Here is a 26,808-nt window from a genome sequence, read left to right on the forward strand (position 1 = left end):
GGCTCCAATCCCCGGAGTTTCCGGTAGGTCTAAGAAGTAACCTTCATAGGTAAGGCCACCAGTAACCGGATCTGCCAAATGCCCCAATAGGCAGGTATCAAGGTCAAAATATTTAATATTCTTGCAGGCATAAGCGAAATGCAAATTAGCGCTTAGAGCTATCCTGCTTTCCAGCATGCTTCCAATCATGCATGGGATGTTAGATTCGGCTGCAATTTTGTGGATCTTTAGTCCTTCATTTATCCCGCCTGATTTGGCAAATTTTATATTAATGTAATCGCAGCTCTGCGAATTAATGAGTTTTCTTGCGTCATGATGATTATAACAGCTTTCATCCGCCATAACCTTTATTGCAACATTTTTCCTTAATTCAGGCATCCTATCATCATACCAGGTTCGCATAGGCTGTTCGCAGAACTCTATATTTAACTCCTCCATACCATTCAGGCATTTCATAGCAGCATTGTAATCCCAGCCCTGGTTAGCGTCGATTCTTAAAATCATTTGAGGTCCTACAACTTCTCTTATCTTCCGCATTCTTTCCAGATCATCATCAGGGTTTTTGCCTAACTTAATCTTTAGAATAGTTGCGCCCTGTTTTTTATAACCTAAAGCCAGTTGGGCCATTTCGCCGGCAGTCCCAATTCCAATGGTCATGTCGGTTTCTACCGTGCGCTTCTCACCACCCAAAAATTTGTAAAGAGGTTGACCTGCAGCCTTTGCGGCAAGATCGTATAATGCCATATCAAACGCACTTTTAATAGTTGCGTTGTGTGCGGCTACATTATGAAGATCCTGGATCCGCCCTTCGATATCTGTCGCATCTTTGCCCTTCCACATTTTTGCAAATTCCCTCGCCATTGCGAGACATGTATCCTGAGTCTCTCCAACGATCATTGGAAACGCCGAACACTCGCCAACACCAAAATGTTCGGTATCCGTGTAGACTCGTATGAAAACATTTTGAGCGTAGTCCATAACTCCTGTGGCAATGACGAACGGTTCCATAGGAATGCTAAAACGATAGATATCAACGTGGGTGATCTTCATAACTTGATATAGGTTTTCGTGCCCGAAAGTAAGCTTTAACTTTTATGCAGAAAAATAATAAACTTAAACTTTAACATTTCAATTTCGTTAGTCTTTAATATATTATTTTAGAGCTTTCCGCATCAGTTGATCGCTTGCTTCGCTACTTTTGCGCTATAAATTTATTTTTGATGCCGAACAGATTAACAGACCAGACCTCACCTTACCTCCTTCAGCACGCTAATAATCCTGTCGATTGGTACCCATGGGGTCAAGAGGCCTTAGGCCGTGCCAGAGCAGAGAATAAGCTAATTCTTGTCAGCATCGGTTATTCAGCTTGCCATTGGTGCCATGTGATGGAACACGAGAGTTTTGAAGATCAGGAGGTGGCTCGTGTTATGAATGAGCATTTTATCTGTATCAAGATCGATAGAGAGGCGAGGCCGGATATTGATCAGATCTATATGAATGCAGTTCAATTGATGACCGGCAGCGGTGGGTGGCCATTGAACTGTTTTTGTCTTCCTGATCAAAGACCAATATACGGCGGAACGTATTTCAGAAAGCCAGACTGGATCAGCTTACTTGATAATCTGGCCGATTTTTGGAAAAATAAACCAAATGAAGCAGAGGAATACGCGATTCGTCTGACCGAAGGAATCCGGCAAAGCGAACAGCTAATACCCGTTAAATCCGATGCGGAATTTACTTTAAAAGATATCCAGGATATTTTTGAAACCTGGAAAAGGTCGTTTGACCTGGTAGAAGGCGGATATAATCGCGCCCCTAAATTTCCGCTGCCTAACAACTGGCAATTTATGCTGCGCTATGCGCATCTAATGAAAGACAATGCAGCTCATGTTGCTGTCAATATTACCCTTGAGAAAATGGCCTTCGGGGGTATTTATGATCAAATAGGTGGTGGCTTTGCAAGGTATTCCGTCGATGGTGAATGGCATGTTCCTCACTTTGAGAAAATGCTGTATGATAACGCACAACTTGTGTCCTTATATTCCGAAGCCTATCAATATACCGGGAATCAACTTTATAAAAATGTTGTTTACGAAACCTTGAAGTTTATCGAACGGGAAATGACATCCCCGGACACGGGCTTTTACTCTGCTCTTGATGCCGATAGCGAAGGGGTAGAAGGCAAATTCTACACGTTTACTAAAGATCAGATACAAAGTATTTTAGCTGAAGATGCAGATGTATTCAATATCTATTACAATATAACTGACGAAGGCAACTGGGAAGAGGAGCAGACCAATATCTTCTTAAGAAAATTGGATGATGCTGAACTAGGATCAAAACTCGGCATGAGTGACGAAGTCCTTAAGCGAAAGATTACAGATGCAAAGCAGAAAATATTTCAGGTACGTGCAGAGCGGATTCGTCCGGGACTTGACAACAAAATATTGGCATCATGGAATGGAATGATGCTTAAAGCATATACCGACGCATACCGTGTTTTTACGGATGATAAGTTTCTTCAAACAGCTTTAAAAAGCGCTGAATTTATAACCGGGAAGCTGTTATATGATGGGCGTCTTATCCGCGTTTATAGTTCTTCGGAAGCCTCTGACGCTTTCCTTGACGATTATGCTTTCGTCATTGATGGTCTGATCGGACTATATGAGTCTACGTTTAGTGAAAAATGGATAAGCCTTGCTAAACAACTAACGGAACATACAATCTCAGATTTTTATGACGAAGAAAGCGGCTTATTCTTCTATACATCAGCTAAAGGCGAGGAGCTGATAGCAAGAAAGCAAGAAATAACGGACAATGTTATCTCATCGTCCAATTCTGCTATGGCCCATAACCTTTTTAAATTGGGCCATTTCTTCCATGAGGACAATTATTTAAAGATTTCGGACCAAATGATCAGAACTGTTCAACCGCATATTATAAAGTACCCTTCAGGGTATTCTAATTGGGCCTCCCTGTTATTGTTCAGGATTTTAGGGATCTATGAAATTGCAATAACGGGTTCTATGGCAGAGCAGAGGCGCATTGACCTTGAGAAATATTATATTCCTAATAAAATTCTTTTGGGAGGAACATCAGGAACACTACCTTTGCTCCAAGATAAATGGCATATAGAAACAAAAATATATGTCTGCCAAAATAGATCGTGTTTGTTACCTGTTACAGAGGTAATTAGCGCCATGAACCAAATCGATAACTCAAGTACAACGCCGGGAAGCCAGGAATAAAGGCCATTTTCAGCATTACTTATTACTAAAAAACAATGAAAATTCAACCAAACAGCGTTGTTGCGCTGACTTATGATCTGTACACAAAAGAAAACGGCGAGGAAGTATTTGTTGAAAAAGCAGATGAGCAGAATCCCCTGGTATTTCTTTATGGCGTGGGAATGATGTTGCCAAAATTTGAAGAGAATTTGCAAGACTGTTCAGCAGGTGATACGTATGATTTTCATCTCGTTACAGCAGATGCCTACGGAACGAAAGATGAGAATGCTATCGCCGAACTTCCAATAGATATGTTTGGAGAAATGGAAAAGCCAGAGATCGGCTCTGTACTTCCTTTGCAGGACAATGAAGGAAATAATTTCCGTGCTCAAGTGAAGGCTGTATCTGATGCTGCTGTAACAGTAGATTTGAATCATCCAATGGCCGGTCAGGAGTTACATTTTATCGGAAAGATCATTTCTGTGAGAGAAGCCACTGCTGAAGAGCTTGATCACGGCCATGCCCATGGTGCTGACGGTCACGCCGGACATTAAAAGCAAAGAATAATTTTATTATAGGGGATGCACTAATCATGCTTCCCCTTTTTTATTATCCGCAGGATCGATGGATTGTTTTGCTTACAAATTAATTAATACTAAAAAATCATGTGTTCTTCATTTTGTGGAAATAATTTTATTCCAATATTCAAAATAAGATGTTGTTTTCAGAATCCTCTAATCGGGTTTCCAGGCCTTGTTATGTCTTTTTAAATGCATAAATTGCAGGATCAAAATTTATCTATACTGAAATATTTTATGAAAAGTACAATCCAGCTCCTATGTTACTTGTTAATTTCCATTAATGCTTTTAGTCAATCGCCAGATGCGGGAATAGCAATTATTCCTCAGCCAGTTTCAATTGTTAAAGGTGCAGGACATTTCACACTTCCTAAAAACGTTGTAATTCAGGCAGCAAATACACCGGAACTAACGCAAACAGTAGCGCTTCTTCGTGAAAGATTATCAGAATCAACAGGCTATAAGGTCATCTCAGTAACCTCTTCTGCGAGTCCAACAATTAAACTCCAGTTAAATGCTCAGCCTGACTCCAAACTAGGTAATGAGGGATATAGTTTATCAGTAACGCCTGCTCATGTAATTATCAAGGCGAACAAAGCTGCAGGGCTCTTTTACGGTGCTCAAAGCCTGATTCAATTATTTCCTGAGGAAATTGAAAGCAAAGTTCACGTTAATAGGGCAAGCTGGTCAATTCCGGTTGCAGAAATAATGGACTATCCAAAATTAGGCTGGAGAGGTTTGATGTTCGACGTCGCCCGCCATTTTTTCACGAAGGATGAAGTCAAACAATATATCGATGCCATGGCGCGATATAAATATAATTTACTTCACCTGCATTTAACGGATGATGAAGGATGGAGAATTGAGATCAAAGGTTTGCCAAAGCTTACGGAAGTAGGTGCGTGGCGTGTGAACAGAACAGGAACATTTGGTGATTTCATCCCCCCAACAGCAAGTGAGGCTCGCGACTACGGCGGTTTTTATACTCAGGAGGATATCAAGGAATTGGTTAAGTACGCCAAGGATCGCTTCATAGATATTATGCCCGAAATAGATGTACCCGGGCATAGCCTCGCGGCGATCGCTGCATATCCTGAGCTTTCCTGCACACCTGAGGCGGTAAATTACAAGCCGCGTTCCGGCGAGAAGATTATGGATTGGTCGGGTGGCGCTCCTCCAAAAGCATTAATTGATAATACCCTATGCCCCGCGAATGAAAAGGCCTATGTTTTCATGGACACGGTAATAACGCAGATAGCAAAGCTTTTCCCGTTCGAATATATCCATTTAGGAGGCGACGAAGCCCCAATTAATTACTGGCAAAAAAATGACCAGGTTAAGGCTCTTATGGCCCGTGAAGGGATGAAGAAAATTCAGGAAGTCCAGGGTTATTTTACAAAGAGGGTGGAGAAAATCGTGGAATCTAAAGGTAAAAAATTGATGGCCTGGGATGAAGTTCTTGAAGGCGGAGTCAGCCAGTCGACAGCTGTGATGAGTTGGAGAGGAATGAAATATGGTATTGAGGCCGCGCATGATAAACATCAGGTTGTAATGAGCCCTACCACATTTGCATACCTTGACTATATGCAATCTGACGTGATCTCTGAGCCTAAGGTTTATGCATCGCTGCGATTGAATAAATCGTATGAATTTGAGCCCGTTCCGGATGGTGTTGATCCGCAATATATAAAAGGTGGGCAGGCAAATTTGTGGACCGAACAGATTTATAACATACGCCAGGCTGAGTATATGACATGGCCTAGGGGTTTAGCCATTGCTGAATCTGTTTGGTCACCTAAAGGGAAAAAGAACTGGCCCGAATTTTTTAACAGAGTTGAAAACCACTTTAAGCGTTTGGATCTTGCTGAGATTAAATATTCACCAAGTGTTTACGACCCGATATTTAAAGCGACCAAAACTCCCGATAATAAATTGAAGATCGAGCTGAGCACGGAAGTGTCGGGATTGGATGTTTATTACAGCTTTGATAATTCCTTCCCTGATAAGTTCTATCCTAAATATGCCACCCCTTTAATAGCACCGATTGATGCTTTCCAGATGAAGCTTATTACTTACAAAAATGGAAAGCCAGTTGGAAGAATGCTGACCATGCCGATCTCTGAGTTGAAAACAAGAGCGAGACTCTAATTAATATTCCGAGGAAGCTCAGGTTTGGGTTTGCAATAATTTAACGGGGACCACTCGCTAAGGAGCTGGTCCCTTTTTATTAATACACTAAGCCGGAAAATAAGGCGAGACCAAGTGCCTGAAGGATGATGAATTAGCCTGAAAACAACTGTCTTAAAAGCCGTCTTGGAACCGTCTTAGAACCGTCTAAGCTTCGCTTGACAATACGGACTGCCTGACAAACGATCTGTTTGCAACGGATTTTCTTCAATTACACTAAGGTAAAAAAGCCTTTGAATCATCAATGGCTTTTCCTGTCGTTGGTACCGCGAAGATCAGGCTAACGAATACAGCTCCTCACGTTGTTGTTTAACGGTATCGCTGTTGATGTACTCATCATATGTCATAAGTTTATCAATGATACCACCTGGAGTGAGCTCAATAATTCTGTTCGCTACCGTTTCAGTAAGCTCATGATCTCGTGAAGTGAACAAGATAACTCCTTTAAAATCCTTCATTCCGTTATTCAGCGCTGTAATCGATTCGAGGTCAAGGTGGTTGGTAGGCTCATCAAACATCAGCAAGTTGGCCTGCTGTAGCATCATTCTTGAGAACATGCAACGCATTTTCTCGCCTCCCGAAAGAACGGACGATTGCTTTAAAACTTCTTCACCGGAGAACAGCATACGTCCTAAAAATCCACGAATAAATTGCTCGTCTTTGTCGCCTTCAGAATACTCACGTAACCAATCGACAAGATTCGTGTCTTTTCCTTTAAAATAATCTGAATTGTCATTTGGAATGTCGGCGGTATTAATGGTAACACCCCATTTGAATTCGCCTTTGTAATCCTTGTCTCGTCCAGAAAGGATATCGTAAAAAGCTGTGGTTGCTAAACTGTTTTCAGACAGAATGGCGATCTTATCACCTTTGTTAACCATCAGGTTAATGCCTGAAAATAAGATCTCACCATTTAGTTCTTTCCTCAGGTTTTGAATTTGTAAAATCTGGTCGCCAGCTTCACGTCCCTGATGATTGAAAATAATTCCGGGGTACTTCCGGTTAGATGGTTTTATCTCATCGATATTGATCTTGTCTAATGCTTTTTTTCTGCTCGTTGCCTGTTTTGACTTAGACGCGTTCGCGCTGAATCTGCGAATAAATTCCTGCAATTCTTTTACTCGCTCTTCAGTCTTTTTATTTTGATCAGAGCGTTGTTTTAATGCCAGCTGACTTGATTCATACCAGAATGTATAATTCCCGGTATAAATGGTCATTTTGCTGAAATCTATATCCAGAACATGGGTACAAACAGTATCCAGAAAGTGCCTGTCGTGAGAAACAACCAAAATGATTCCTTCATAAGATGCAAGAAAATCTTCCAGCCATGCGATCGTTTGAATGTCCAAATCGTTGGTAGGCTCATCCAGTAACAGGATGTCAGGTTTCCCAAATAAGGCTTGAGCTAACAATACCCTTACTTTTTGATTACCGTCGAGATCTTTCACAAGGCTGTAGTGAAATTCTTCCTTAATGCCTAGATTGCTGAGCATAGTCGCGGCGTTATTTTCCGCATTCCAGCCATCCATTTCAGCGAAAATATTTTCAAGCTCACCAGCGCGTTCGCCATCCTGCTCATTAAAATCTTCCTTGGCATAAAGTGAATCTTTTTCTTTCATCACCCTGTACAGCTCTTTGTGGCCCATCATTACAGTTTCGATAACAGGAAATTCATCAAAAGCGTAGTGATTCTGACTTAAAACCGCCATCCGTTCTCCTGGAGTAAATGAAACTGATCCTGAAGAAGGGTCTATTTCTTTTGAAAGGATTTTCAAAAACGTAGATTTACCAGCGCCATTTGCGCCAATAATTCCATAGCAATTCCCTTGTGTGAATTTTAAGTTTACCTCTTCAAAGAGTGTGCGCTTACCGAAACGTAATGATAGATTTGATACTGTAATCATGATTTGAAATAAAGTGCAAAGGTATGGAAATTCAACGAAAATTAAAAGGTTTGGGACCGATACCTTGGTGGCCAGTTAACTGATTTTAATATGAATCTAAACGGGAAGGAAAATTGTAATAATTATTTAATAGCCGTGTGCAATAGTCTTTTTAAATACGCTTCTTTGTTTAATGTCTGACATCAAAGAAAAACTTCATCGCATGTGCATGGACTATGTTGAAGAGCGAATTGCCACTGCTCAGCACGCAATTACTGCTGCCCGTGAATCAGCAAATGATGATACGAAGAGCAGTGCGGGAGATAAGTATGAGACTGGAAGAGAAATGATGCAGCAGGAGATAGATCGAAACAGGAAGCAGCTGGAAGAATCTCAAAAATTAAAACTGGTATTAGAGCAAATTGATCCGGTAAAACCAACAGATATAGTTCAGAACGGTAGTCTTGTCATTACAAATTATGGTAAATTCTACATCAGCATCAGCCGTGGACAAATCTCCGCGGAGGATAGTAATTATTTTGCTGTTTCTTCAGTGTCACCAATAGGGCTTAAATTGATGAAACAGAAAGCAGGTTTTGAATTTGATTTCAATGGAAAATTATTCCGGATTGAAAAGGTTGAATAACTTATTCTTCTTTCCTCTCTTTTTGGGGCATAGTTTTATCCAGCCAATTTTTAGCCTCTGCCGTTAACGCGATTCGTCGATTTGAAAAGGCATGGTCGGTATTCCAGATCTTATAAGTAAAATTCTTTTTCTTGTTGAACTGCGTAAAACCCTGGTTGTTCATATGCTCATCAATTACCAATAGTGGCTTTTGGGCAGTCGCAATTAAAGCTTCAATATTATATTGGTTTTTATCTTTTAAGAGATCATTAAGGAATTTATTTGGGTCGCAGTTCAACATACCCAAACTTGATAAATATTCTTTTAAACCTATCAGGTTTCCCTCGGCACCTTTCCCCTGGAGCAGTGTATAAGGATTAAAAACAGAAATGCCGATAACACTTTTTACCCTTGGATCCTTTAGGCCTGCAATTAAAGCGAAGCCGGCACCCATGCTATGTCCGAACAAGGCTATGCGATCCTTATCAACCCTTAGGTTGCTGCCGTTAGTTGAATCTGTGACATAATCTAAAACAGATTTCACATCATCCAGTGAATTTTGAAAGCCAAACGTGCCTTTGCTGCCCCATGCCCCACGATAGTTGAAGTAAATGACATTATAGCCTCCACGTCTAATGCTTTGTGCCAGATCCAGGCTGCGCTCATTTCCCGGAAGCCCATGAAGGAGGATTACTGTTGGATGAGGGCCTTTACCATCAGCGGTGTAAGCAAAGCCATACATGTTTGAGCCCGAAGAGGGTATTGCTAATTCAACCTGCCCGCCCGGATAAAACTCATCAGGCTTGAAGTCATTGTCCAGATACTTGTCGTCTGGTTTGGTTAAGTTCTCCGCGCCTGATTTGCATGATGTGATTAAGGATAATGTTAAAATAGAGATAAGAAGATAACCGCAAATAAGCTTCATAGAGGTGTAGATGGTTTTTTCAAATAGTCAAGCATAAAAAAGGGCTTAAGTATTATACTTAAGCCCTTCTAATATAATGTTTTTTTCTATTGAACTTTAAAATCTACTTGAGTGTCAGCCCAGGCAAGAGAAACTTTGCCTCCGTTGTCGATATTGAACGTCATCATTTCAGTAAACTTATTAGTCTTGCCTGATTTTACGTTAACACGCAGAACATCTTCGTCGGCTTTATATATGGTTCCCCATTGATTCCATGTTTTATTAAAGATTACTGTCCATTCCTTCTCACCGGGAATACTGTAAATACTGTATTTACCTGCAGGCAGTGTTTTACCTTCGATTTTTACGTCCTTGGAAGTTTCGAAGACTGTCGCTTCATTAGCACCGGTTCGCCATACCTTACCAGTGGGGGTAAGGATTTCCATTGACCGTCCTTTTACTGATGGTTGACTATAATCAATTGAAATTGCTGCGCCTGATGAAAGAGTCTGAGATACTTTGGCCGGCGGGCTTGGTCTCTTGCTTTTATCCTTTTGTGCTGATGCATTGAAGCTTGTAATCAGGCCCGCGATCAGGGTTAAAATGAATATTCTTTTCATAATTGTTTTTTTTACTTTACTAATATAACGGATTTAGAAATATTCATTATTTCTGAACGGAATTGTTACTTCTTTAAAAACTCTTAACAATGCTATTGTGCAAAGTCTTTGTATTCCAGTATCCGCTGGCAATGATCCTGCGAATGGTGAATAATGGATCATTCTCATCTCGTTTTTCGGCGAGTATATACGCTGAACTGAATCCTCTCTTTTTTAACTCAGGAATCGCTTCTTTATTCCACAGACCAAATGGATATGCAAAATATTTTATGTCTTTGCCAGTTACTTCCTGAAGCGTCTTGGTTGGTTTTTCGATCTGTGTTACCCAATCCTCACCCTGATATTTCTTTACATTTTGATGGTCGTAAGTATGTGAACCGATTACATGGCCGGCGTCCGACATTTTCTTCACCTGCTCCCTGCTCAGATAATTAGGCCTGCCAAGGGATACGGTCATGATAAAAAAGACTCCTTTAAACCCATATTTCTTAAGTTCTGGCATTGCTACTGTCCATTGGTCGAGCTTTGTGTCATCGAAGGTAAGCATGATCGGTTTTTTCGGCAGTTTAGCACCGTAAGCCAAATAGTTATATAATTGATCTGGTAACACGGTATTGTAACCGCTGTCTGCAAGCATTTTCATTTGCGACTTAAACTCGGCAGTGGGCACGATGTAATCGCGGCCAACTTTTCCATCTGATGCAATCCAGTTCCTGATTTGGTGGTAACAAAGAACTGGTACCTGCGGGCGGGCTAAGATTTCGGCCGCACTGGCAATCTTCCCTTTTTGTTGAGGGACGTTTTCTTCTGTAATTCCATCCTGTGCAACAGGTTCATCTACACCCTGAACTTCAAGGCTGTCGGAATTGGTTTTGGATTTTGAATTAGATTGACAGGCTGATATCAGAACGACTGCTGAAAGAAATAGCGGGATTAATTTTTTGATCATGTTTGAAAACGTAAGTATTCGAGGTTTGTTTTTATGCTTGCGAAAATAAATAAAATGTATTCGATTTTAAGCAACTACCTTTGCCTCATGGTAGAGAAAGTTTTAAAAAATCTAAAGATTGCTAAACTAAATGAGATGCAGCGGGCGGCGATTAAGGCAGCTTCAAATAACGATATTATTCTCCTCTCACCAACCGGATCCGGGAAGACAATCGCATTTCTTCTTCCAGTCCTTTCAAATTTGAATCAAGATTCAACAGGTGTGCAAGCCATGATCCTGGTTCCATCGCGCGAACTTGCGCTGCAGATTGAACAGGTATTCAAAGCAATGGGCACCGGTTTTAAAGTCAATTGCTGCTATGGGGGACATCCTGTAAGAACAGAGAAAAATAATCTGGTTCAAGCGCCAGCCGTCCTTATTGGCACCCCCGGCCGTATGGCTTACCATTTACGGAATGAGAATCTTAACCCAGACTCAATTCATTCTCTGGTTCTTGATGAATTCGATAAAGCCCTCGAATTTGGATTTGCCGAAGACATGGAATTTATCATCCGGAGGATGAAAAATCTAAAGCGTAGGATACTCACGTCAGCGACAAAAATGAAGGAGATACCAACCTTTGCGGGAATGCACAAACAGGTTGAAGTAGATTTTTTAAAGGATAATACGGTTGTTCCTGATCTCAAAATAAAAAGAATTGTGTCAGAGGCAGCCGACAAGCTTGAAACACTTTTTTCACTGATCTGTAAAATAGGAGATAAAGCAACATTAGTTTTTTGTAACCATCGGGAGGCAGTCGACCGGATTAGCGGCGTTTTATGGGATATGGGTCTCGACCATGGAATATTTCACGGCGGAATGGAGCAGGAAGATCGTGAAAAGGCACTGTTAAAGTTCAGAAATGGCAGCTACAGGATACTTATCACCACAGATCTGGCTTCCAGGGGTCTTGATATTCCTGAGATTGAATATGTTGTGCATTATCAGCTTCCTCACAATGAGGAGGCGTTTTTACATCGGAACGGGCGTACAGCGCGAATGAACGCGAAGGGGACGGCTTATGTTATATTGACCGAAGAAGAAAATCCTGCGTTTCTGACAGATAAAACTGAACTTGAAGAAATTAAACAAAGCGACACTGTTCCTGAAAACACACCCTGGGTTACTTTATACATTGGAGCAGGAAAAAAGGATAAGATAAATAAAATAGATATTGTAGGACTTTTATTGCAAAAGGGAAAACTTCAAAAGGAAGAACTTGGTCTGATTGAAGTTCAGGACTTCTCGTCCTACGCTGCCGTCAACAGATCGAAAGTTGAAAAAACATTAAAGCTGATCAAAGACGAAAAAATAAAGAATAAGCGTGTTAAAATAGAAATTTCAAGATAAAATGAGCAATAACGATATCATGAAAAAGCTTCGTGTAGCTCTCAAGCTAAACGATCAGGAGATAGTAGATATTCTAAAGCTGGCAGATTTTGCCATCACTAAATCTGAACTGGCGGCGATCTTTCGCAATAAGGAGCATGAGAATTTTAAGCCTTGCGGCGACCAAATTCTTCGGAATTTCCTCAACGGGTTAATTATTCACAAAAGGGGACCTAAGCCCTAGAAGCTCTTCAACACCCTTTTTTGGAACAATCCTGGCTTTTAGCTGTTGTATTGATATAAACTTAATATCATGGCAACTGAAGATAAAAACAGCGGTTTTACAGAAAACAACTCTGATAACACCAGAAATAATAACGGAACAATTGGCGGAGCCGGGGGAGTAAAAAAGGAGCCTAAGGGCAGCTTCCATAAGATGACTGAACGAGCTAAAGTTCCTGAGGCAAATGAGCGCGGCATCCGCGAAAACGAGGAGAACCACATGATTGGTGATCAGAAATACGAGGGCGGAGCATATGCAGAGAATGAGGTTGACCCAAATAAACCGGGAAGTCAGAATCCTGAAGGTAAGAACATTAAATATCCCAAAGAAGGATACAACCATATAGACAATCCCGGAGGGACTTCAGAAGAAGAACTCGATAAGAATAATTAATCTGTTTTTGAAGATATTTTAAGGCTATTTTCCAGGCATGGGAAATAGCTTTTTTTATGCTCAAGAATTTTTTCATTGCCAAAGGTTTTACTACCTTCCTTTCATTAATTAATAAAGATTGATATTATTTCCCCGGAACAGTGGCTCTTTTTAATCCAAAACACATCAAAGGAACAAGTTTACAGATCGGTATTTATTCCGCAATTACGGTCTTCCTGACTTATACGATGGTATTCGGTTTCAGAAAATCATTCACGGTCGCAACGTTCGATGGTATTGCAATAGCCGGATATAGTTATAAAACTATTTTGGTTCTTAGCCAAATGCTGGGTTATATGCTGGCAAAATTTTATGGTATAAAATATATTTCCGAGCTGAAACGCAGCGGGCGGGGGAGAATCATCCTGTTGCTTACAGGTATATCCTGGCTTAGCTGGCTTTTCTTCGCTATGGTACCCCCTCCGTATAATATCGCATTTCTATTTATAAACGGATTCCCCCTTGGAATGCTATGGGGAGTGGTTTTTTCGTATGTCGAAGGCCGGAGAAGCACTGACTTTATCGGAGCAACCCTCGCAGTCAGCTTTATATTTGCATCTGGTTTTGTTAAGACCGTTGGCGCGTGGCTGCTCGTGACTTTTAATATTTCTGAATTCTGGGTGCCATTCTACACGGGTCTGGTTTTCGCAGGTCCGCTGCTGATCTTTGTATATATGATGGAGAAGATTCCCGATCCGGATAAGGAAGATGTTATTGCCCGCACCCACAGGGAACCCATGTCTGCTGAGGACAGAAAGGCCTTCATAAAAATGTTTTTGCCTGGTTTGGCGGCTTGTATACTAATTTACTGTTTCGCAACGATCTTCCGCGATATCCGCGATAATTTTGGTGCTGAAATGTGGAAGGAGATGGGCTTTTTCGACAAGCCGGAACTCTTTGCACAAACGGAGATTCCTATAACCATTGTAGTTCTCGTTCTTGTTGGAAGCATGGTGCTTATAAAAAATAGCTTCAAAGCATTTATGTTGTCACACATTTTTATATCCCTTGGATTTATCTGTGCTGGAATATCCTCTTATCTTTTCGTAGAGGGCAACCTTGCTCCAATTTGGTGGATGACTTTGGTAGGGTTGGGTTTATATATGGTTTATATACCCTTCAACTCAGTATTTTTCGACAGGCTTATCGCAACATTTAAACATGCAGGAAATGTCGGGTTTCTGATCTATTTGGCTGACTCCTTCGGCTATATTGGGAGTGTCGGCGTACTGATGAGCAAAGAAATTTTTAAGGTTAAGCTTAACTGGGTGACCTTCTTTTCGAACAGTGTGATCGTGTTGTCGATGGCGGGATTAGCTTTGACAATATTTTCTGCCATTTACTTTGTTGGGAAATACCGGACATTTGCATTAACTCCGGAAACAGGTAAAAAGGAGATTTAGTCTTAGTTTAAATTCACTGGCAATTTGTTTAATGAATAGTATAATAGAGCAAGTACTGGACAAATATGGGTATGCTGCTGACGAGGTTAAGTCGGAGAAGTACGGAACAGGTCATATAAACTCCACTTACCTGATCTCGGTTTCAGGAAAGGATCAAAAATGTATATTACAAAGCATCAATCAGAATGTATTCAAAGATCCTTTAATCATCGCTGAAAATGTTCGATTAGTAGGAAGCTATCTAAAGGAGAATTATCCTTCATATCTTTTTGTCGGATCAATCCCGACAAGTAGCGGAGAGGAAATGGCGTTTGTGGATGGGACGTATTGGCGCTTGACATACTTTATAGCCAATTCTATAGCATATGACACCTTAAGCGATCCAAGACAGGCTTATGAAGCTGCCGAACAGTTTGGTAAGCTTAGCAAATTTCTCGATGGATTTGATGCATCATTGCTGCGGCCGAGTATCCCGGGTTTTCATGATCTGAACCTGCGTTTCGATCAGTTTAAAGAAGCACTTAATAATGCCGATGCCGGACTCAAATCAAGAGCATCCGAGCAAATTGAAAAAGCATTAAGGCATAGTTTTATAGTTGATTACTTCAATTCGTATAAAAACTCAGCTGATTTTCCTGATCGGGCGATGCACCATGATACCAAGATCAGTAACATGCTTTTTGATAAGACGACGAATGAAGGCATTTGCGTTATTGATCTTGATACGCTAATGGCTGGTAAGTTCATTTCAGATCTGGGAGACATGATGCGGACTTATCTCTGCGCCTTTTCAGAGAATGAGCCTGATATGGATAAGATATTTATAAGGATCGAGTATTTCGAAGCAATCGTTAAAGGCTATTTAAAAGAGATGGGCTCAATTCTAACAGCTACAGAAAAGGAACTGATACTTTTCTCGGGAAAGTATCTGATTTATATGCAGGCGTTAAGGTTCCTGACCGATTATCTAAATGAAAATGTTTATTACCCAGTTATCTATCCTGAGCAAAATCTTGTGCGAACGGTAAATCAATTCAAATTACTGTCAGAATTTTTTAATAAGGAGAAAATACTTCAGGGTATCGTGGATAATTGTTTAAATAGTTGATTTTCTGGCTGATAAACTACTGCTTTCGGCACGCTGTCTTTTCATGACAATTCTCAAAAATCCATCAGGCATATTATAATTAACATTTTTATATATTTATATATTGCAATTAATTAACTAATTTGCATAAAACACATAAACTATTTTAATAACTAAACAATTAATTTAATGGAAACCGGTACAGTAAAATTTTTCAACGAGTCCAAAGGATTCGGATTTATTACCCAAGAGGATGGCAAGGAAATTTTCGTTCACGTTAGTGGACTTAAGCAGGATATAAGACAAAATGATAAAGTAGAATTCGAAGTAGAAGAAGGTAAAAAAGGCCTTAGCGCTGTTAATGTAAGATTAGCTTAATTCTATTACTTTAAAGATTACATCCTAAAAAGGAAAAAGCAGCTTTGATCCAGATCAAAGCTGCTTTTTTTTAGAATCAATTTTGTTTACGCAGATGGCTCTTTTTCTGCTTTATCTGAATTGAGGAATACAAACTGATTGTCAAACATATCAAGCTTTATTCTGCTGTCTTTGTCAACTTTTCCAGAAAGAATATCTTTTGACAGCTCATTCAGGATCTTTTTCTGAATAACCCTTTTTAACGGCCTTGCACCAAATTGAGGGTCATAACCAAGCTGAGCCAGCCAGTCTAAAGCCTCTTCAGAAGCCTCGATCTCTATTCCCATCTCAGCAAGGGTATCCTGGACGCCTTTAAACTGAAGGGAAACAATATCTCTTAACTCCTCACGGTTAAGCGGGGTGAACATGATCAGCTCGTCAATCCGGTTTAAGAATTCCGGACGAATAGTTTGCTTTAAAAGGTCAAACAACTCGTTTTTTGTTTTGGCAACAACTTCTTCACGGTTCTCTTCGTCAAGATCTTTGAAGTTTTCCTGTATCAGATGTGAACCGATATTAGAGGTCATAATGATGATCGTATTTTTAAAATCAACCACCCTGCCTTTGTTGTCTGTTAGTCTTCCATCATCCAGGACCTGAAGCAGGATATTAAAGACGTCCGGATGTGCCTTTTCAATCTCATCAAGCAGAATTACAGAATATTGTTTTCTGCGGACCGCTTCAGTAAGCTGCCCGCCTTCGTCGTACCCAACATATCCCGGAGGCGCGCCAATAAGCCTTGATACCGAATGCCTTTCCTGATATTCACTCATATCGATGCGGATCATCGCATGTTCATCATTGAAAAGGTAGTCGGCCAAGGCTTTTGCTAACTCTGTTTTCCCCACACCAGTCGTACCAAGGAAAATAAAGGAACCGATTGGCTTGCGTTTGTCCTGAAGACCAGCTCTCGAGCGTCTGATTGCATCCGAAATCGCTTCGATGGCTTCATGCTGACCTGCAACACGCTTATGGAGCTCCTGTTCCATGTGAAGCAGCTTTTCACGCTCACTTTGTATCATCTTGGTAATTGGGATTCCAGTCCAGCGAGATACCACACCAGCAATATCGTCGGAAGTTACTTCTTCTTTCAGCATTCGGTTGTCAGACTGAGTTTCTTCCAACTGCTTTTTCAATTGCTCTGCCTGATCCTGAGCCTCTTTGATCTTTCCATATCGAAGCTCGGCTACTTTCCCATAATCACCGGCACGTTCCGCCTGATCTGCCTCAAGTTTAAAGTTTTCAATCAGCTCTCCCTGGTTGTTTAATGAATCAACGAGGTCCTTCTCAGCCTGCCAGCGAGCTTTTAAGGAGTCACGTTCGCTGGACATATTGGCGATCTCTTCAGAGAGCTCTTTCACCTTTTTGTCGTCATTCTCCCGTTTGATCGCTTCCTTTTCAATCTCAAGCTGCATAATCTTTCGGTTAAGTTCATCCACAGCTTCCGGAACGGAGTCCATCTCAAGGCGTAATTTTGAAGCTGCTTCATCCATCAGGTCAATGGCCTTGTCCGGAAGAAAGCGGTCGGAAATATACCGCTGAGATAATTCAACAGCTGCAATGATCGCCTCATCTTTGATCCTTACTTTGTGGTGTGTTTCATAGCGTTCTTTCAAACCACGAAGGATTGAAATAGCATCCTGAGTATTAGGTTCATCTACAGTCACCTTCTGAAACCGACGTTCAAGGGCTTTATCCTTTTCAAAATACTTTTGATATTCGTTCAGGGTAGTTGCACCGATGGCACGCAGCTCGCCTCTTGCAAGAGCTGGTTTCAAAATATTAGCTGCATCCATGGCACCTTCACCGCCACCAGCGCCAACAAGCGTATGGATCTCGTCGATGAAAAGAATGATCTCACCATCACTTTGGGTAACTTCCTTAATAACTGCTTTCAGGCGCTCTTCAAACTCCCCTTTATATTTTGCTCCCGCTATCAGGGCTCCCATATCGAGTGAGTATACAGTTTTAGATTTCAGATTCTCGGGAACATCTCCCTGGATCACACGGAAAGCGATACCCTCCGCAATTGCTGTTTTACCAACACCCGGTTCTCCAATTAGAATTGGGTTATTCTTGGTACGGCGCGAAAGGATCTGGATAACACGCCTTATTTCTTCGTCACGGCCAATTACCGGATCAAGTTTACCAGATTCGGCATATTCATTAAGATTGCGGGCGTATTTATTTAAAGCATTGTATGTTGCTTCAGCGTTCTGATCGGTCACTCTTGTGTTCCCCCGGAGCTCTGTGATTGCTTTTTTAAGATCTTTTTCATTTACCCCAGCGTCTTTAAGGATAGAGCTTACTTTGTCGCCGGTTCCCAGCAGGCCTAGAAGAACGTGCTCTACCGAGACGAACTCATCCTTAAATTCCTTGAGATAAGTTTGAGCTTTTTGAAGCGCGCTATTTCCCCCGGATGATAAATAGATTTCGCTCCCACTGACTTTTGCGAAGCTCTGGATCTGGGCGTCAATGACTTCGGAAATGCGGTTAATATTAACGTTTAGTTTTTTTAGCAGGTAACTGATGACGTTCTCATCAACGGTTAATAAGCCTTTTAATATATGAGCGGTTTCAATAGCTTGCTGCTGATTGCCTGATGCTATTTCGGAAGCTTTTTGGATAGCCTCCTGTGTTTTGATCGTGAAATTGTTAAGATTCATATGATCTTAATGTCAAAACAAAGACCAGTTGGGTTTAGTTCTCAGGGACCTGAAATTTTGTCTGTTGGAAATATTTAGAACTGAATAAATGTCTGATATCTAATGAATTAATCGGAAATATTGTCGTTAACTTCTAATGGTTATGGAAGTAATAATTACTTCCATACTCATACCTAATCAATATTCGATTATCCGAATTACATCCTTGATTAAGGGAAATGTGTTTTCGCGAACCAGCATGAAATCACCTGCAGCTAACCACCTCGCATCTGTAATCCCTTCTTCGATCTGGGGAATAAGATTGGGTTGATTATTTGCTCTCATCCAATACCAAACCGTTTTCTTGATGACCGGAACACCATATACTTCGTAAATATGATAGGTTTTACAGATCTTTTCGTTGCTGCTATCGATTTTTATTCCACATTCCTCCTCGACTTCACGAACTGCAGCTACTCTGAATGACTCGCCCTTATCCAGCTTGCCTTTAGGCAAATCCCATTTTCCCTTTCTGAAAATGAATAAATACTTGTTTTCTTCATTGCTTACGAGCCCGCCTCCGGCCTTTATCATCTGCATAGATTTCCTGATCTTTTTAAATACATCCATGGAATCTCTTGCCAGTAGTAAAAAGGTTTTTGGGGTGTCCTGGTCCTTTACACTGCTGTAGAATTTGGAAAACTTGAATCCCTTTAGTTTAACTTCCTGATAATCTTCTATATCCGGCGGTATTGAGTCGGCAAGGATTAAAATGGTTTCATTGATATATATTTTATAAATTTGGGCCATGACTAATAAGGGTGAGATTGAACAAAAAGTAGCTGAATTCCTTCTGCAAATTAAAGCAATTAAATTACAACCGAATAATCCATTTACGTGGGCTTCCGGATGGAAATCTCCAATATATTGTGATAATCGTATAACGCTTTCTCATCCCTCTATCAGGACTTACATCCGTCAGAAATTAACACAACTTGTGCAGGAAGAGTTTGGGTCGGTATCGGTTATAGCTGGGGTTGCGACTGCAGGTATCCCTCAGGGAGCACTGGTGGCCCAGGAACTGGGGCTTCCATTTATTTATGTTCGCTCTAAGGCTAAGGAGCATGGTACAGGCAGCCTGATCGAGGGAGAATTTTCACCAGGCCAGCGCGTGGTTGTTGTAGAAGATCTTATCTCAACAGGAAAAAGCAGCCTGCAGGCTGTTAGTGCATTGCGCGAAGCGGGTTGTGAAGTTGCTGGACTTGTCGCTATCTTCAACTACGGATTTGACGCTGCGGAGGAAAATTTCAAGAATGCCAGGTGCCCTTTCTTCACATTATCTAATTATAACGCACTGATCGATTACGCGCAGAAGCATAACTTTGTCCTTGAAGAAGATTTAAGGTTATTGCGTAAGTGGCGTGAAGATCCGCAGGGCTGGGGAGATACCATTAAAACTAAGATATGACCATCATCGAAAGTAAGGTAACGGTAAATAAGCCTGTAGAAAAGGTTTATGAATTCTTGTCAGATCTTAACAACCATCAGCAACTGATGCCAGAAAATATTTACAACTGGTCATCAACACCAGACGAAGCAAAGTTTACCATTCAAAATATGGCTAAACTGGCACTTAAAGTTTCTTCGCGCAAAAAAAATGAAGAAATAATCGCTATCCCATCTGAGGAAGCCCCGTTTGCATTGGAGTTAAAATGGTCAGTTAGAGATAAAGGCAATGGTAAAACTGAAGCACATTATGCGATCTCAGCAGAGCTCAACATGATGATGAAGATGCTGGCGGCAGGCCCTCTGCAAAAACTGGTGGATCATGAAACAGCAGCTCTGAAGAAGGTACTGGAAGCCTAGATATTGTTTAGAGGAGATCAAACGCCTCTTTTGGTATAAACTGCTTCACATCACCATTATTTCTCATAATGTCGCGAACGATCGTCGAGCTGATCGAAGAGTAACCTGGTTTGCTTACTATGAAAATGCTTTCTATTTCAGGGACTAAAGCATGATTCATTTGTGCGATAGCTTTTTCATATTCAAAATCTGAAACTGTACGGATACCTCTTATCATATAAGCAGCCCCGATTTTCTTACAGAATTCTACAGTAAGGCCTTCATAAGTTGCGACCTCCACTTTTTGTTCATCTGCAAAAACGGCTTCCAGCATTCCTTTTCTCCGGCCTATATCTAAAAACGCCGCTTTGGTGCTATTCAAGCCAATGCCGATCACAACCTTATCAAATAATGGAATTGCACGGCGCAAGATATCAACGTGAGCTTTCGTCACCGGATCAAACGAGCCAGGAAATAAGGCGATCTTCATATTATAAAGTTAAAGGATAAAAGTGCTAATAAACAAAAGTTGGGGAGTAATTAATAGGGTTTATTTATGTGCAAAAAAGCTGAATGATGAAGAGCCATATTTTCTTTGTTCAATAAAATGAGGATCGTTATTGATCTTTTTCATGCTGTGATGCTCAACGATAAGGACTCCGTCTGGTTTTAGAATATTCCTTCTGAATACAATGGGAGCCATCTGATTCATTTGCGGCAGATCGTATGGAGGGTCAGTAAAGATCAGATCATATTGGTCGGTTTCAACCTCCAGGTATTTGAGAACATCAGCTTTCACTGGCTGAATGGCATCCAGACCATATTGTTTAGCAACTGTTTTTAGATAATTGTAGCATCCGAAATCCCGATCCACTGAAGTTACTGAAGGAGCTCCGCGCGAAGCGAATTCGAGTGAAATATTTCCCGTGCCGCTAAAAAGGTCAAGCACTTTGAGGCTCTCAAAATCTAATTGATTGGAAAGAATGTTGAAAAGGGCTTCTTTGGCGCTATCCGTAGTGGGCCTGACTGGTAATTTTGCAGGAGGGTTTAATCGTTGTCCTTTTAATTTACCCCCGATTATACGCATAGGTCGAGACTGAATAATGTGAAAAAGGTATGTGGCAGAACCTCTTCAAATTTATCAGAATATTTTATTAGTTGGTCTGAATCCATAAACCGGATGCTCTCAAAATATTTTTCTATCCGTTGATACACTTCATCAGTTTTAGTGATCTGGCCTGATAAGGTGATTGGAGTTTGCTCCAAATTTATATTCAGAGATTCAATTATGTTTAATAGATAATAATTAAACTCATCGGCATTCGCATATTCAAACGAATTGTAAAACTCTAATTTGAAGTCTTTAAATAAAGCTACCTGGAAGTGCCTCAGTTGAACATCAATGAAGCACACTGCGTCCTCTTCCCGTTTAAGGGATCTCTGGACTCCCTCTAAAAATGGAGCCGCCTGATTATAGATCCGGGGCTTGTGGAATATTCTATTTAGAGCCTTATTCAATTCAGATTCAATTGCCACTATGTTCTTGATTTCCGCCGAAGGTAAACTGTGAACAAGAAGCTCACTGCTGCCCGTCAGGCCTAAATACTTGCCGTACTCTTCACGATTTTCCTCATCATACAGATCTGACGGTATGAAAGTATAGTTTGAAGTATCGAAGGATATCTTAACGTTGTTGAAACTAAATTTGAATTGTCGGCTGCTTTCCGGCAGGTCCTCTATAGCTTTTATTAGCGCTGCGACATTGCTTACTTTCGGAATTTCGAATTCTGCAAGAACCTTGCCCTGATCATGTACTGTGTCAATAATGGCGTATCGGAAAGTTTCCAGTCCGATATGGACCAAAAGATTGTACTTCGTTGCCAGCTGCGATTGAACCTCGTCGTCAGAAAGATAAAGCAGTTTATTCATCAGTGACAAAAGTATGTTTTCTGTTTAATATGTCAGTAATTATAATCTGTTTTTGAATGCCCTGGTTGCGGTTCACCTTACGCTCATTGCTACTAATCGACCACAGAACGTTTTCTGTTATTATTTTTATTGTTTTTTATCTTCCAGAATCGGAATAGTTAGAGAATTTGCAAATTGCAGGGATGAATATTAAGGATCTGCTGGAACAGAACTTCGGTAAAATACCTACTTCGCAGCAGATGGACGTGTTCAGTTTGCTCGAAGAATTTTTGCCTATGGGGTCTGGTGAGGAATGTTTTCTGCTTAGAGGGTACGCTGGTACCGGGAAAACCACCCTGATTAGCGCTTTGGTGAAAGTGTTGCCAAGGGTCAAGCTCAAATCTGTTTTACTTGCTCCAACGGGCCGTGCCGCTAAGGTGATCAGTAACTACTCAGGAAAAAAGGCTTTTACCATTCACAAGAGGATCTATCGCAAGAAAGTTGCGGCTAGCCCTGAAATGAATTTTGTACTTTCTGATAACTTATCAGAGAACACAATTTTCGTTGTGGATGAGGCCTCAATGATCTCCGACCAGGTCCACGATTACAGCAGACAAAGCTTACTTCAGGATCTGATCAGCTATGTCTACAATGGTAAGAATTGCAAGCTTATGCTGGTTGGAGATACTGCACAGCTGCCACCTGTGGGATCCGAAAGGAGCCCGGCGCTGGATCCCAAAGTACTTAAGGACAACTTTGGGCTGCACCTGTTTAGTTACGAGCTTACCGATGTCGTTCGCCAGGAGAGAGAATCAGGGATTCTTCACAATGCAACGGAATTACGTGAGCTTATAAGAAAGAACAAAAGCAGCTTTCCTCGTTTCACTCTGAAAGGATTCAGGGATATCTTTAAAATGACAGGCGAGAAACTTGTTGAAGGCCTGAGCTACGCTTATGATAAGTATGGGATAGAAAACTCAATAGTCATATGCCGTTCCAATAAAAGCGCAAATGCTTACAATCAGAACATCAGGAACAGGATTTTATATCGGGAGGAAGAGATAACGGGGGGAGATTTCATCATGGTAGTTCGAAATAATTATTTCTGGCTGCAGGCGGAAGATAACAGCGGCGGTTTCATTGCAAACGGAGATATAGGCAAGATCCGAAAAGTGAGAAGGATTGAAGAGCAATATGGGTTTCGTTTTGCGGAAGTTGTTATCGAATTGCTCGATTATCCCGATGAGGAACCCCTAACCTGTAAAGTTCTGTTGGATACATTATATGCTGAAACACCAAGCCTTTCTGGTGCCGATAGTAAGCGATTGTTTGAAGCCGTTCAGGAGGATTATAGCCATTTCGAAAATAAGCAGATCAGGATGGAGGAAATGAAGAAAGATCCTTATTTCAATGCCCTTCAGGTCAAATTTGCTTTTGCAGTTACCTGTCATAAAGCACAAGGCGGCCAATGGCCTGCAGTTTTTATCGACCAGGGATACCTTACCGATGAAATGCTCAATACCGAGTTTTTAAGATGGCTTTATACAGGTATCACACGTTCTACCAATGAGCTGTTTCTTGTTAATTTCAGTGATAAATTTTTCGGCGGCGTTAAGGTAAAAGAGTAATGGGCAAGATAATTGCCTGACTATTGGAAAACATATTATGAAACGTTTAATTATATTATTTGCTGCGACATTAAGTTTTGCAGCCTGTACGTCACAGCCAGACAGGGCCACAGCTATTACGGATACTACGGTTGCCGTGAATACTTCAGTTGATGACAGTCACGCAGCAGTTGGTCAAAAAATGTGTTTTCAGAAACTTGCCGGTACCTCTAATCAGGATACTACTTCCCTTAAGCTTGTTATGGCTGGAGATAAGGTCACTGGAGATTTTGGCCATTATCCAAAGGAGAAAGACCAGCGTGTAGGGAAAATAAATGCGACCAGAGACGGAGAACTGATTAAAGGCATCTGGGTGTATATGCAGGAGGGCATGAATGATACATTACAGGTTGAGTTTAAACTCAGCGGGAATAAACTGATCCAGAAAAACTATACTGTTAACCCAAAAACAGGCAGAGAGGTGTTTTCTGAAGCTTCTGTTTTTAATATAAAGTTTGATAAGATCGATTGTAAGAACTAACATTTTTTAACAGAGAGTGCGCGCGGGGATATCTATCACCGGGATTTTTCCCTAAAACCTGACTCCTAAGCCTCAGTACGAAACCATACTACGTTTGCAGGTACCATCCTCGAAGAAGTCAAATAGTGCATAAGCGGGGCCAAACTCATAGTAGGGTCCTTTCCAGAGATTCCCGCTCACCGCTCCGTTACAAAAGTATTTGATATCGTTATAATCAACTTCATCCTGCAAATGGATGTGACCGCTCAGGCAATTTTTAATATTCGGATGCTTATTAAATAGCTCTTTGATCCTGAAAAAATCAGTATGCATAAGCATATACTGGATCCTCAGATCGCCATTAGGATCGTTCTTTCCAAAATATAGACCGGCACAAATGGATAGTATCGGAATGTGTGAAATGATGCTTATAAAGTGACCGGACGGGATCTCATCCAATTTGTTTTCAAGCCATTTAAACTGTTCTTCGTCGAGCCTTGCAATATACCCTCCTTCAGAACGCTCCTGGGTGCTGTCAAGAACGATGAAATCCCATTTTCTTTTATTAAAATGATAATAAGGTGCAGCTAAATCAAGCTCTTTTAAGGCCCATGCTTTGCCATACAGCGGGTCACTGGTGTCCTTCGGCACATTGTACCAGCCGAAAATATCATGATTGCCGATACAGTTATACACCGGCAAGCTATTCTCTTTTACCAGAATAGATTGGTAGGTATTCCATTGTGTCTTTGTATACTCTTTTGTTGCCTTAAGTGAATCGTAGATAGCATCACCTCCCATAACAATGAAATCGGCTTTTGGCCTCAACTTCTGTATATGCTGAAGAGACTTAGCCATCCCCTGCTCTGCAATTGGCTCAGGCTTTACGTGGATATCCGAAATGAATGCGAAACGGAAAGATCGTTTAGGAGCTACAGCTTTTGCTGAGGCCATTTCAGGAAGTATAGAAAGGCCTGCGGCAGCAACTGACGCTTTAAGGAAATCTTTTCTTTTCATTGCCATGCGCAGCAATTTAGAACATTATTTTAGAAGCTCCGCCAGAATTTACTAATTTGCTCATTATCTAATTTGCTCATTTTATTTTATGAGAATAGCGACCTATAACGTAAATGGGGTAAACGGGCGCCTGCCTGTCCTGCTCCGGTGGCTGGAAGAAACGAAACCGGATATTGTTTGTTTGCAGGAGTTAAAAGCCCCTGAAGAAAAATTCCCCCTGCAGGCTATTAATGATGCGGGATACAATGCGATATGGCATGGACAGAAAAGCTGGAATGGAGTTGCTATCCTCGCAAGAGGAATGGAGATCAAAGAACTACGAAGGGTTCTTCCCGGTGATCCGGAGGACCTGCACAGTAGGTACATCGAAGCCTGGATAAACGATGTTGTTGTGGGCTGTCTTTATCTTCCAAATGGCAATCCTGCACCAGGACCCAAATTCGATTATAAGCTCCAGTGGTTTGAAAGGCTGAGGGTTCATGCAACTGAGCTTATAGCGAGCGGCCTGCCGGTTGTGTTAACAGGAGACTATAACGTAATGCCTATGGAGATTGATGTGTATAAACCAGAGCGTTGGGTCGATGATGCCTTATTCCGTCCTGAGACCCGTGCTGCATTCGGGAAGATAATGGAGCAGGGCTGGACTGATGCCATACGCAAGCTTTATCCTGATCAGACGATCTATACTTTTTGGGATTATTTCAGGAATGCTTATGGCCGCGATGCCGGATTAAGAATTGATCATTTTCTTTTGAGCCCCTCAATTGAAGGACGTTTAAAAGCCGCAGGGGTCGACCGCCATGTAAGGGGATGGGAGAAGAGCAGTGACCATGGACCTGTATGGATTGAGTTATCGGACTAATAGTTCTTGAAATAGTCCGTACTAACTTTTACAAATCACTTAGTTTCGTTGAAGTATATTTCTATTTTTGGACTATTAAAAAAATTGAAGCTAATCCAACACTCGTGAGTCTACCAAAAGTTTTAATTACCGGAGCAAGTAAGGGTTTGGGTTTAGCGATGGCCAGAAGATTAGACAGGGAATATTGTTTGATCTTACACGCTTCTAAGGCTGAAAATATTACAGAACTTCAGGAGGGTAACCATATCCTGGCGGCTGATCTGAGTAATGTCAACGAGCTTAAAGAATTCTGCAAACGACTTAAAGAAGAACACGGTGACGATCTTTACGGTGTAATAAATAACGCAGGTTTAACTTTCGACAAACCATTGCTTTACCAGCCTGAACGCGATATTGACACCATGATAATGGTGAACCTTAAGGCTCCGATCATGATCACTA

The 26,808-nt window shown here is 41.1% G+C and carries 27 protein-coding genes; 16 read left to right on the forward strand and 11 right to left on the reverse strand.

Going from position 1 to position 26,808, the window contains the following annotated elements; translation table 11 throughout:
* The coding region (locus WKF69_RS08255) for a dipeptide epimerase (RefSeq protein WP_340381124.1) at window positions 1–1,050 on the reverse strand (1,050 nt) is incomplete at its 3' end.
* 170 nt (window positions 1,051–1,220) lie between these two features.
* Here WKF69_RS08255 and WKF69_RS08260 point away from each other — a divergent pair.
* The 3 genes from WKF69_RS08260 (at window position 1,221) to WKF69_RS08270 (ending at window position 5,953) form a co-directional block, all read left to right on the forward strand.
* Window positions 1,221–3,248 (forward strand): thioredoxin domain-containing protein, encoded by a 2,028-nt coding sequence (locus WKF69_RS08260; RefSeq protein WP_340381125.1) that lies wholly within the window; start codon window positions 1,221–1,223, stop codon window positions 3,246–3,248.
* Window positions 3,249–3,283: 35 nt separating this feature from the next.
* The gene (locus tag WKF69_RS08265; protein ID WP_340381126.1) at window positions 3,284–3,781 is read left to right on the forward strand and encodes a peptidylprolyl isomerase; all 498 of its coding nucleotides are present in this window, start codon (window positions 3,284–3,286) and stop codon (window positions 3,779–3,781) included.
* Window positions 3,782–4,042: 261 nt separating this feature from the next.
* Window positions 4,043–5,953, forward strand: a complete 1,911-nt coding sequence (locus WKF69_RS08270) for a family 20 glycosylhydrolase (protein WP_340381127.1) — start codon at window positions 4,043–4,045, stop codon at window positions 5,951–5,953.
* A gap of 314 nt (window positions 5,954–6,267) precedes the next feature.
* Here the strand turns inward: WKF69_RS08270 and WKF69_RS08275 are convergent, their stop codons facing one another.
* Window positions 6,268–7,896 carry an ATP-binding cassette domain-containing protein gene (locus WKF69_RS08275; RefSeq protein ID WP_340381128.1) on the reverse strand — a complete coding sequence of 543 codons (1,629 nt, stop codon included), beginning with the start codon at window positions 7,894–7,896 and terminating at the stop codon, window positions 6,268–6,270.
* A gap of 172 nt (window positions 7,897–8,068) precedes the next feature.
* On the opposite strand from WKF69_RS08275, the gene WKF69_RS08280 reads away from it, so the two are divergent.
* Window positions 8,069–8,521 carry a 3-oxoacyl-ACP synthase gene (locus tag WKF69_RS08280; protein WP_340381129.1) on the forward strand — a complete coding sequence of 151 codons (453 nt, stop codon included), beginning with the start codon at window positions 8,069–8,071 and terminating at the stop codon, window positions 8,519–8,521.
* Between the two features lies 1 nt (window position 8,522).
* Here the strand turns inward: WKF69_RS08280 and WKF69_RS08285 are convergent, their stop codons facing one another.
* The 3 genes from WKF69_RS08285 to WKF69_RS08295 all read right to left on the reverse strand — a co-directional run bounded on the left by WKF69_RS08285 (window position 8,523) and on the right by WKF69_RS08295 (window position 10,973).
* Window positions 8,523–9,425, reverse strand: a complete 903-nt coding sequence (locus tag WKF69_RS08285) for an alpha/beta fold hydrolase (protein WP_340381130.1) — start codon at window positions 9,423–9,425, stop codon at window positions 8,523–8,525.
* A gap of 86 nt (window positions 9,426–9,511) precedes the next feature.
* Window positions 9,512–10,024 carry a DUF2911 domain-containing protein gene (locus WKF69_RS08290; protein ID WP_340381131.1) on the reverse strand — a complete coding sequence of 171 codons (513 nt, stop codon included), beginning with the start codon at window positions 10,022–10,024 and terminating at the stop codon, window positions 9,512–9,514.
* 73 nt (window positions 10,025–10,097) lie between these two features.
* Window positions 10,098–10,973, reverse strand: a complete 876-nt coding sequence (locus tag WKF69_RS08295; protein WP_340381132.1) for a polysaccharide deacetylase family protein — start codon at window positions 10,971–10,973, stop codon at window positions 10,098–10,100.
* Between the two features lie 87 nt (window positions 10,974–11,060).
* Here WKF69_RS08295 and WKF69_RS08300 point away from each other — a divergent pair, with 87 nt between their 5' ends.
* The 6 genes from WKF69_RS08300 to WKF69_RS08325 all read left to right on the forward strand — a co-directional run bounded on the left by WKF69_RS08300 (window position 11,061) and on the right by WKF69_RS08325 (window position 15,924).
* Complete coding sequence (locus WKF69_RS08300) at window positions 11,061–12,362, forward strand: DEAD/DEAH box helicase (RefSeq protein ID WP_340381133.1); 1,302 nt, start codon at window positions 11,061–11,063, stop codon at window positions 12,360–12,362.
* Between the two features lie 19 nt (window positions 12,363–12,381).
* Window positions 12,382–12,585: a DUF1456 family protein gene (locus WKF69_RS08305; protein WP_340381134.1), complete on the forward strand. Its 204-nt coding sequence runs from the start codon at window positions 12,382–12,384 to the stop codon at window positions 12,583–12,585.
* Window positions 12,586–12,654: 69 nt separating this feature from the next.
* The gene (locus tag WKF69_RS08310) at window positions 12,655–13,017 is read left to right on the forward strand and encodes a hypothetical protein (protein WP_340381135.1); all 363 of its coding nucleotides are present in this window, start codon (window positions 12,655–12,657) and stop codon (window positions 13,015–13,017) included.
* 140 nt (window positions 13,018–13,157) lie between these two features.
* The gene (locus WKF69_RS08315; RefSeq protein WP_340381136.1) at window positions 13,158–14,459 is read left to right on the forward strand and encodes a DUF5690 family protein; all 1,302 of its coding nucleotides are present in this window, start codon (window positions 13,158–13,160) and stop codon (window positions 14,457–14,459) included.
* Window positions 14,460–14,490: 31 nt separating this feature from the next.
* Window positions 14,491–15,567, forward strand: coding sequence for a phosphotransferase (locus WKF69_RS08320; protein WP_340381137.1), 1,077 nt, complete (start codon window positions 14,491–14,493; stop codon window positions 15,565–15,567).
* Window positions 15,568–15,735: 168 nt separating this feature from the next.
* Window positions 15,736–15,924: a cold-shock protein gene (locus tag WKF69_RS08325; protein ID WP_079703939.1), complete on the forward strand. Its 189-nt coding sequence runs from the start codon at window positions 15,736–15,738 to the stop codon at window positions 15,922–15,924.
* 86 nt (window positions 15,925–16,010) lie between these two features.
* Here WKF69_RS08325 and clpB read toward each other — a convergent pair whose 3' ends face one another.
* Together clpB and WKF69_RS08335 are read right to left on the reverse strand one after the other, a co-directional pair.
* Entirely contained in the window at window positions 16,011–18,629 is a 2,619-nt protein-coding gene (gene clpB / locus WKF69_RS08330; protein ID WP_340381138.1) for an ATP-dependent chaperone ClpB, read from the reverse strand.
* 177 nt (window positions 18,630–18,806) lie between these two features.
* Window positions 18,807–19,418 carry an NUDIX domain-containing protein gene (locus WKF69_RS08335; protein ID WP_340381139.1) on the reverse strand — a complete coding sequence of 204 codons (612 nt, stop codon included), beginning with the start codon at window positions 19,416–19,418 and terminating at the stop codon, window positions 18,807–18,809.
* Here WKF69_RS08335 and pyrE point away from each other — a divergent pair.
* Both pyrE and WKF69_RS08345 read left to right on the forward strand, forming a co-directional pair.
* Window positions 19,417–20,076 (forward strand): orotate phosphoribosyltransferase, encoded by a 660-nt coding sequence (gene pyrE / locus WKF69_RS08340; protein WP_340381140.1) that lies wholly within the window; start codon window positions 19,417–19,419, stop codon window positions 20,074–20,076. The genes WKF69_RS08335 and pyrE overlap by 2 nt on opposite strands.
* Entirely contained in the window at window positions 20,073–20,474 is a 402-nt protein-coding gene (locus WKF69_RS08345; protein WP_340381141.1) for an SRPBCC family protein, read from the forward strand. The genes pyrE and WKF69_RS08345 overlap by 4 nt, the downstream gene beginning before the upstream one ends.
* Before the next feature lie 7 nt (window positions 20,475–20,481).
* Here the strand turns inward: WKF69_RS08345 and coaD are convergent, their stop codons facing one another.
* The 3 genes from coaD to WKF69_RS08360 are packed head-to-tail and all read right to left on the reverse strand — an operon-like array spanning window position 20,482 to window position 22,382.
* The gene (gene coaD, locus WKF69_RS08350; protein WP_340381142.1) at window positions 20,482–20,943 is read right to left on the reverse strand and encodes a pantetheine-phosphate adenylyltransferase; all 462 of its coding nucleotides are present in this window, start codon (window positions 20,941–20,943) and stop codon (window positions 20,482–20,484) included.
* Between the two features lie 60 nt (window positions 20,944–21,003).
* Window positions 21,004–21,540 (reverse strand): 16S rRNA (guanine(966)-N(2))-methyltransferase RsmD, encoded by a 537-nt coding sequence (gene rsmD, locus WKF69_RS08355; protein WP_340381143.1) that lies wholly within the window; start codon window positions 21,538–21,540, stop codon window positions 21,004–21,006.
* Window positions 21,531–22,382 carry a DUF3822 family protein gene (locus WKF69_RS08360; RefSeq protein WP_340381144.1) on the reverse strand — a complete coding sequence of 284 codons (852 nt, stop codon included), beginning with the start codon at window positions 22,380–22,382 and terminating at the stop codon, window positions 21,531–21,533. The genes rsmD and WKF69_RS08360 overlap by 10 nt, the downstream gene beginning before the upstream one ends.
* Window positions 22,383–22,564: 182 nt before the next feature.
* Between WKF69_RS08360 and WKF69_RS08365 the strand changes: the two genes are divergently transcribed.
* The gene (locus WKF69_RS08365; RefSeq protein WP_340381145.1) at window positions 22,565–23,989 is read left to right on the forward strand and encodes an AAA family ATPase; all 1,425 of its coding nucleotides are present in this window, start codon (window positions 22,565–22,567) and stop codon (window positions 23,987–23,989) included.
* Between the two features lie 37 nt (window positions 23,990–24,026).
* The gene (locus WKF69_RS08370) at window positions 24,027–24,509 is read left to right on the forward strand and encodes a hypothetical protein (RefSeq protein WP_340381146.1); all 483 of its coding nucleotides are present in this window, start codon (window positions 24,027–24,029) and stop codon (window positions 24,507–24,509) included.
* 72 nt (window positions 24,510–24,581) lie between these two features.
* On the opposite strand, the gene WKF69_RS08375 is transcribed toward WKF69_RS08370, so the two are convergent.
* Window positions 24,582–25,505: a metallophosphoesterase gene (locus WKF69_RS08375; protein ID WP_340381147.1), complete on the reverse strand. Its 924-nt coding sequence runs from the start codon at window positions 25,503–25,505 to the stop codon at window positions 24,582–24,584.
* Window positions 25,506–25,593: 88 nt separating this feature from the next.
* Here WKF69_RS08375 and xth point away from each other — a divergent pair, with 88 nt between their 5' ends.
* Both xth and WKF69_RS08385 read left to right on the forward strand, forming a co-directional pair.
* Window positions 25,594–26,367 carry an exodeoxyribonuclease III gene (xth, locus tag WKF69_RS08380; protein ID WP_340381148.1) on the forward strand — a complete coding sequence of 258 codons (774 nt, stop codon included), beginning with the start codon at window positions 25,594–25,596 and terminating at the stop codon, window positions 26,365–26,367.
* Window positions 26,368–26,471: 104 nt separating this feature from the next.
* Window positions 26,472–26,808 (forward strand): SDR family oxidoreductase (locus WKF69_RS08385; protein WP_340381149.1); only part of this gene is annotated, 337 nt, incomplete at its 3' end.

This window comes from Daejeonella sp., from assembly GCF_037719425.1.
Lineage (GTDB): Bacteria > Bacteroidota > Bacteroidia > Sphingobacteriales > Sphingobacteriaceae > Daejeonella.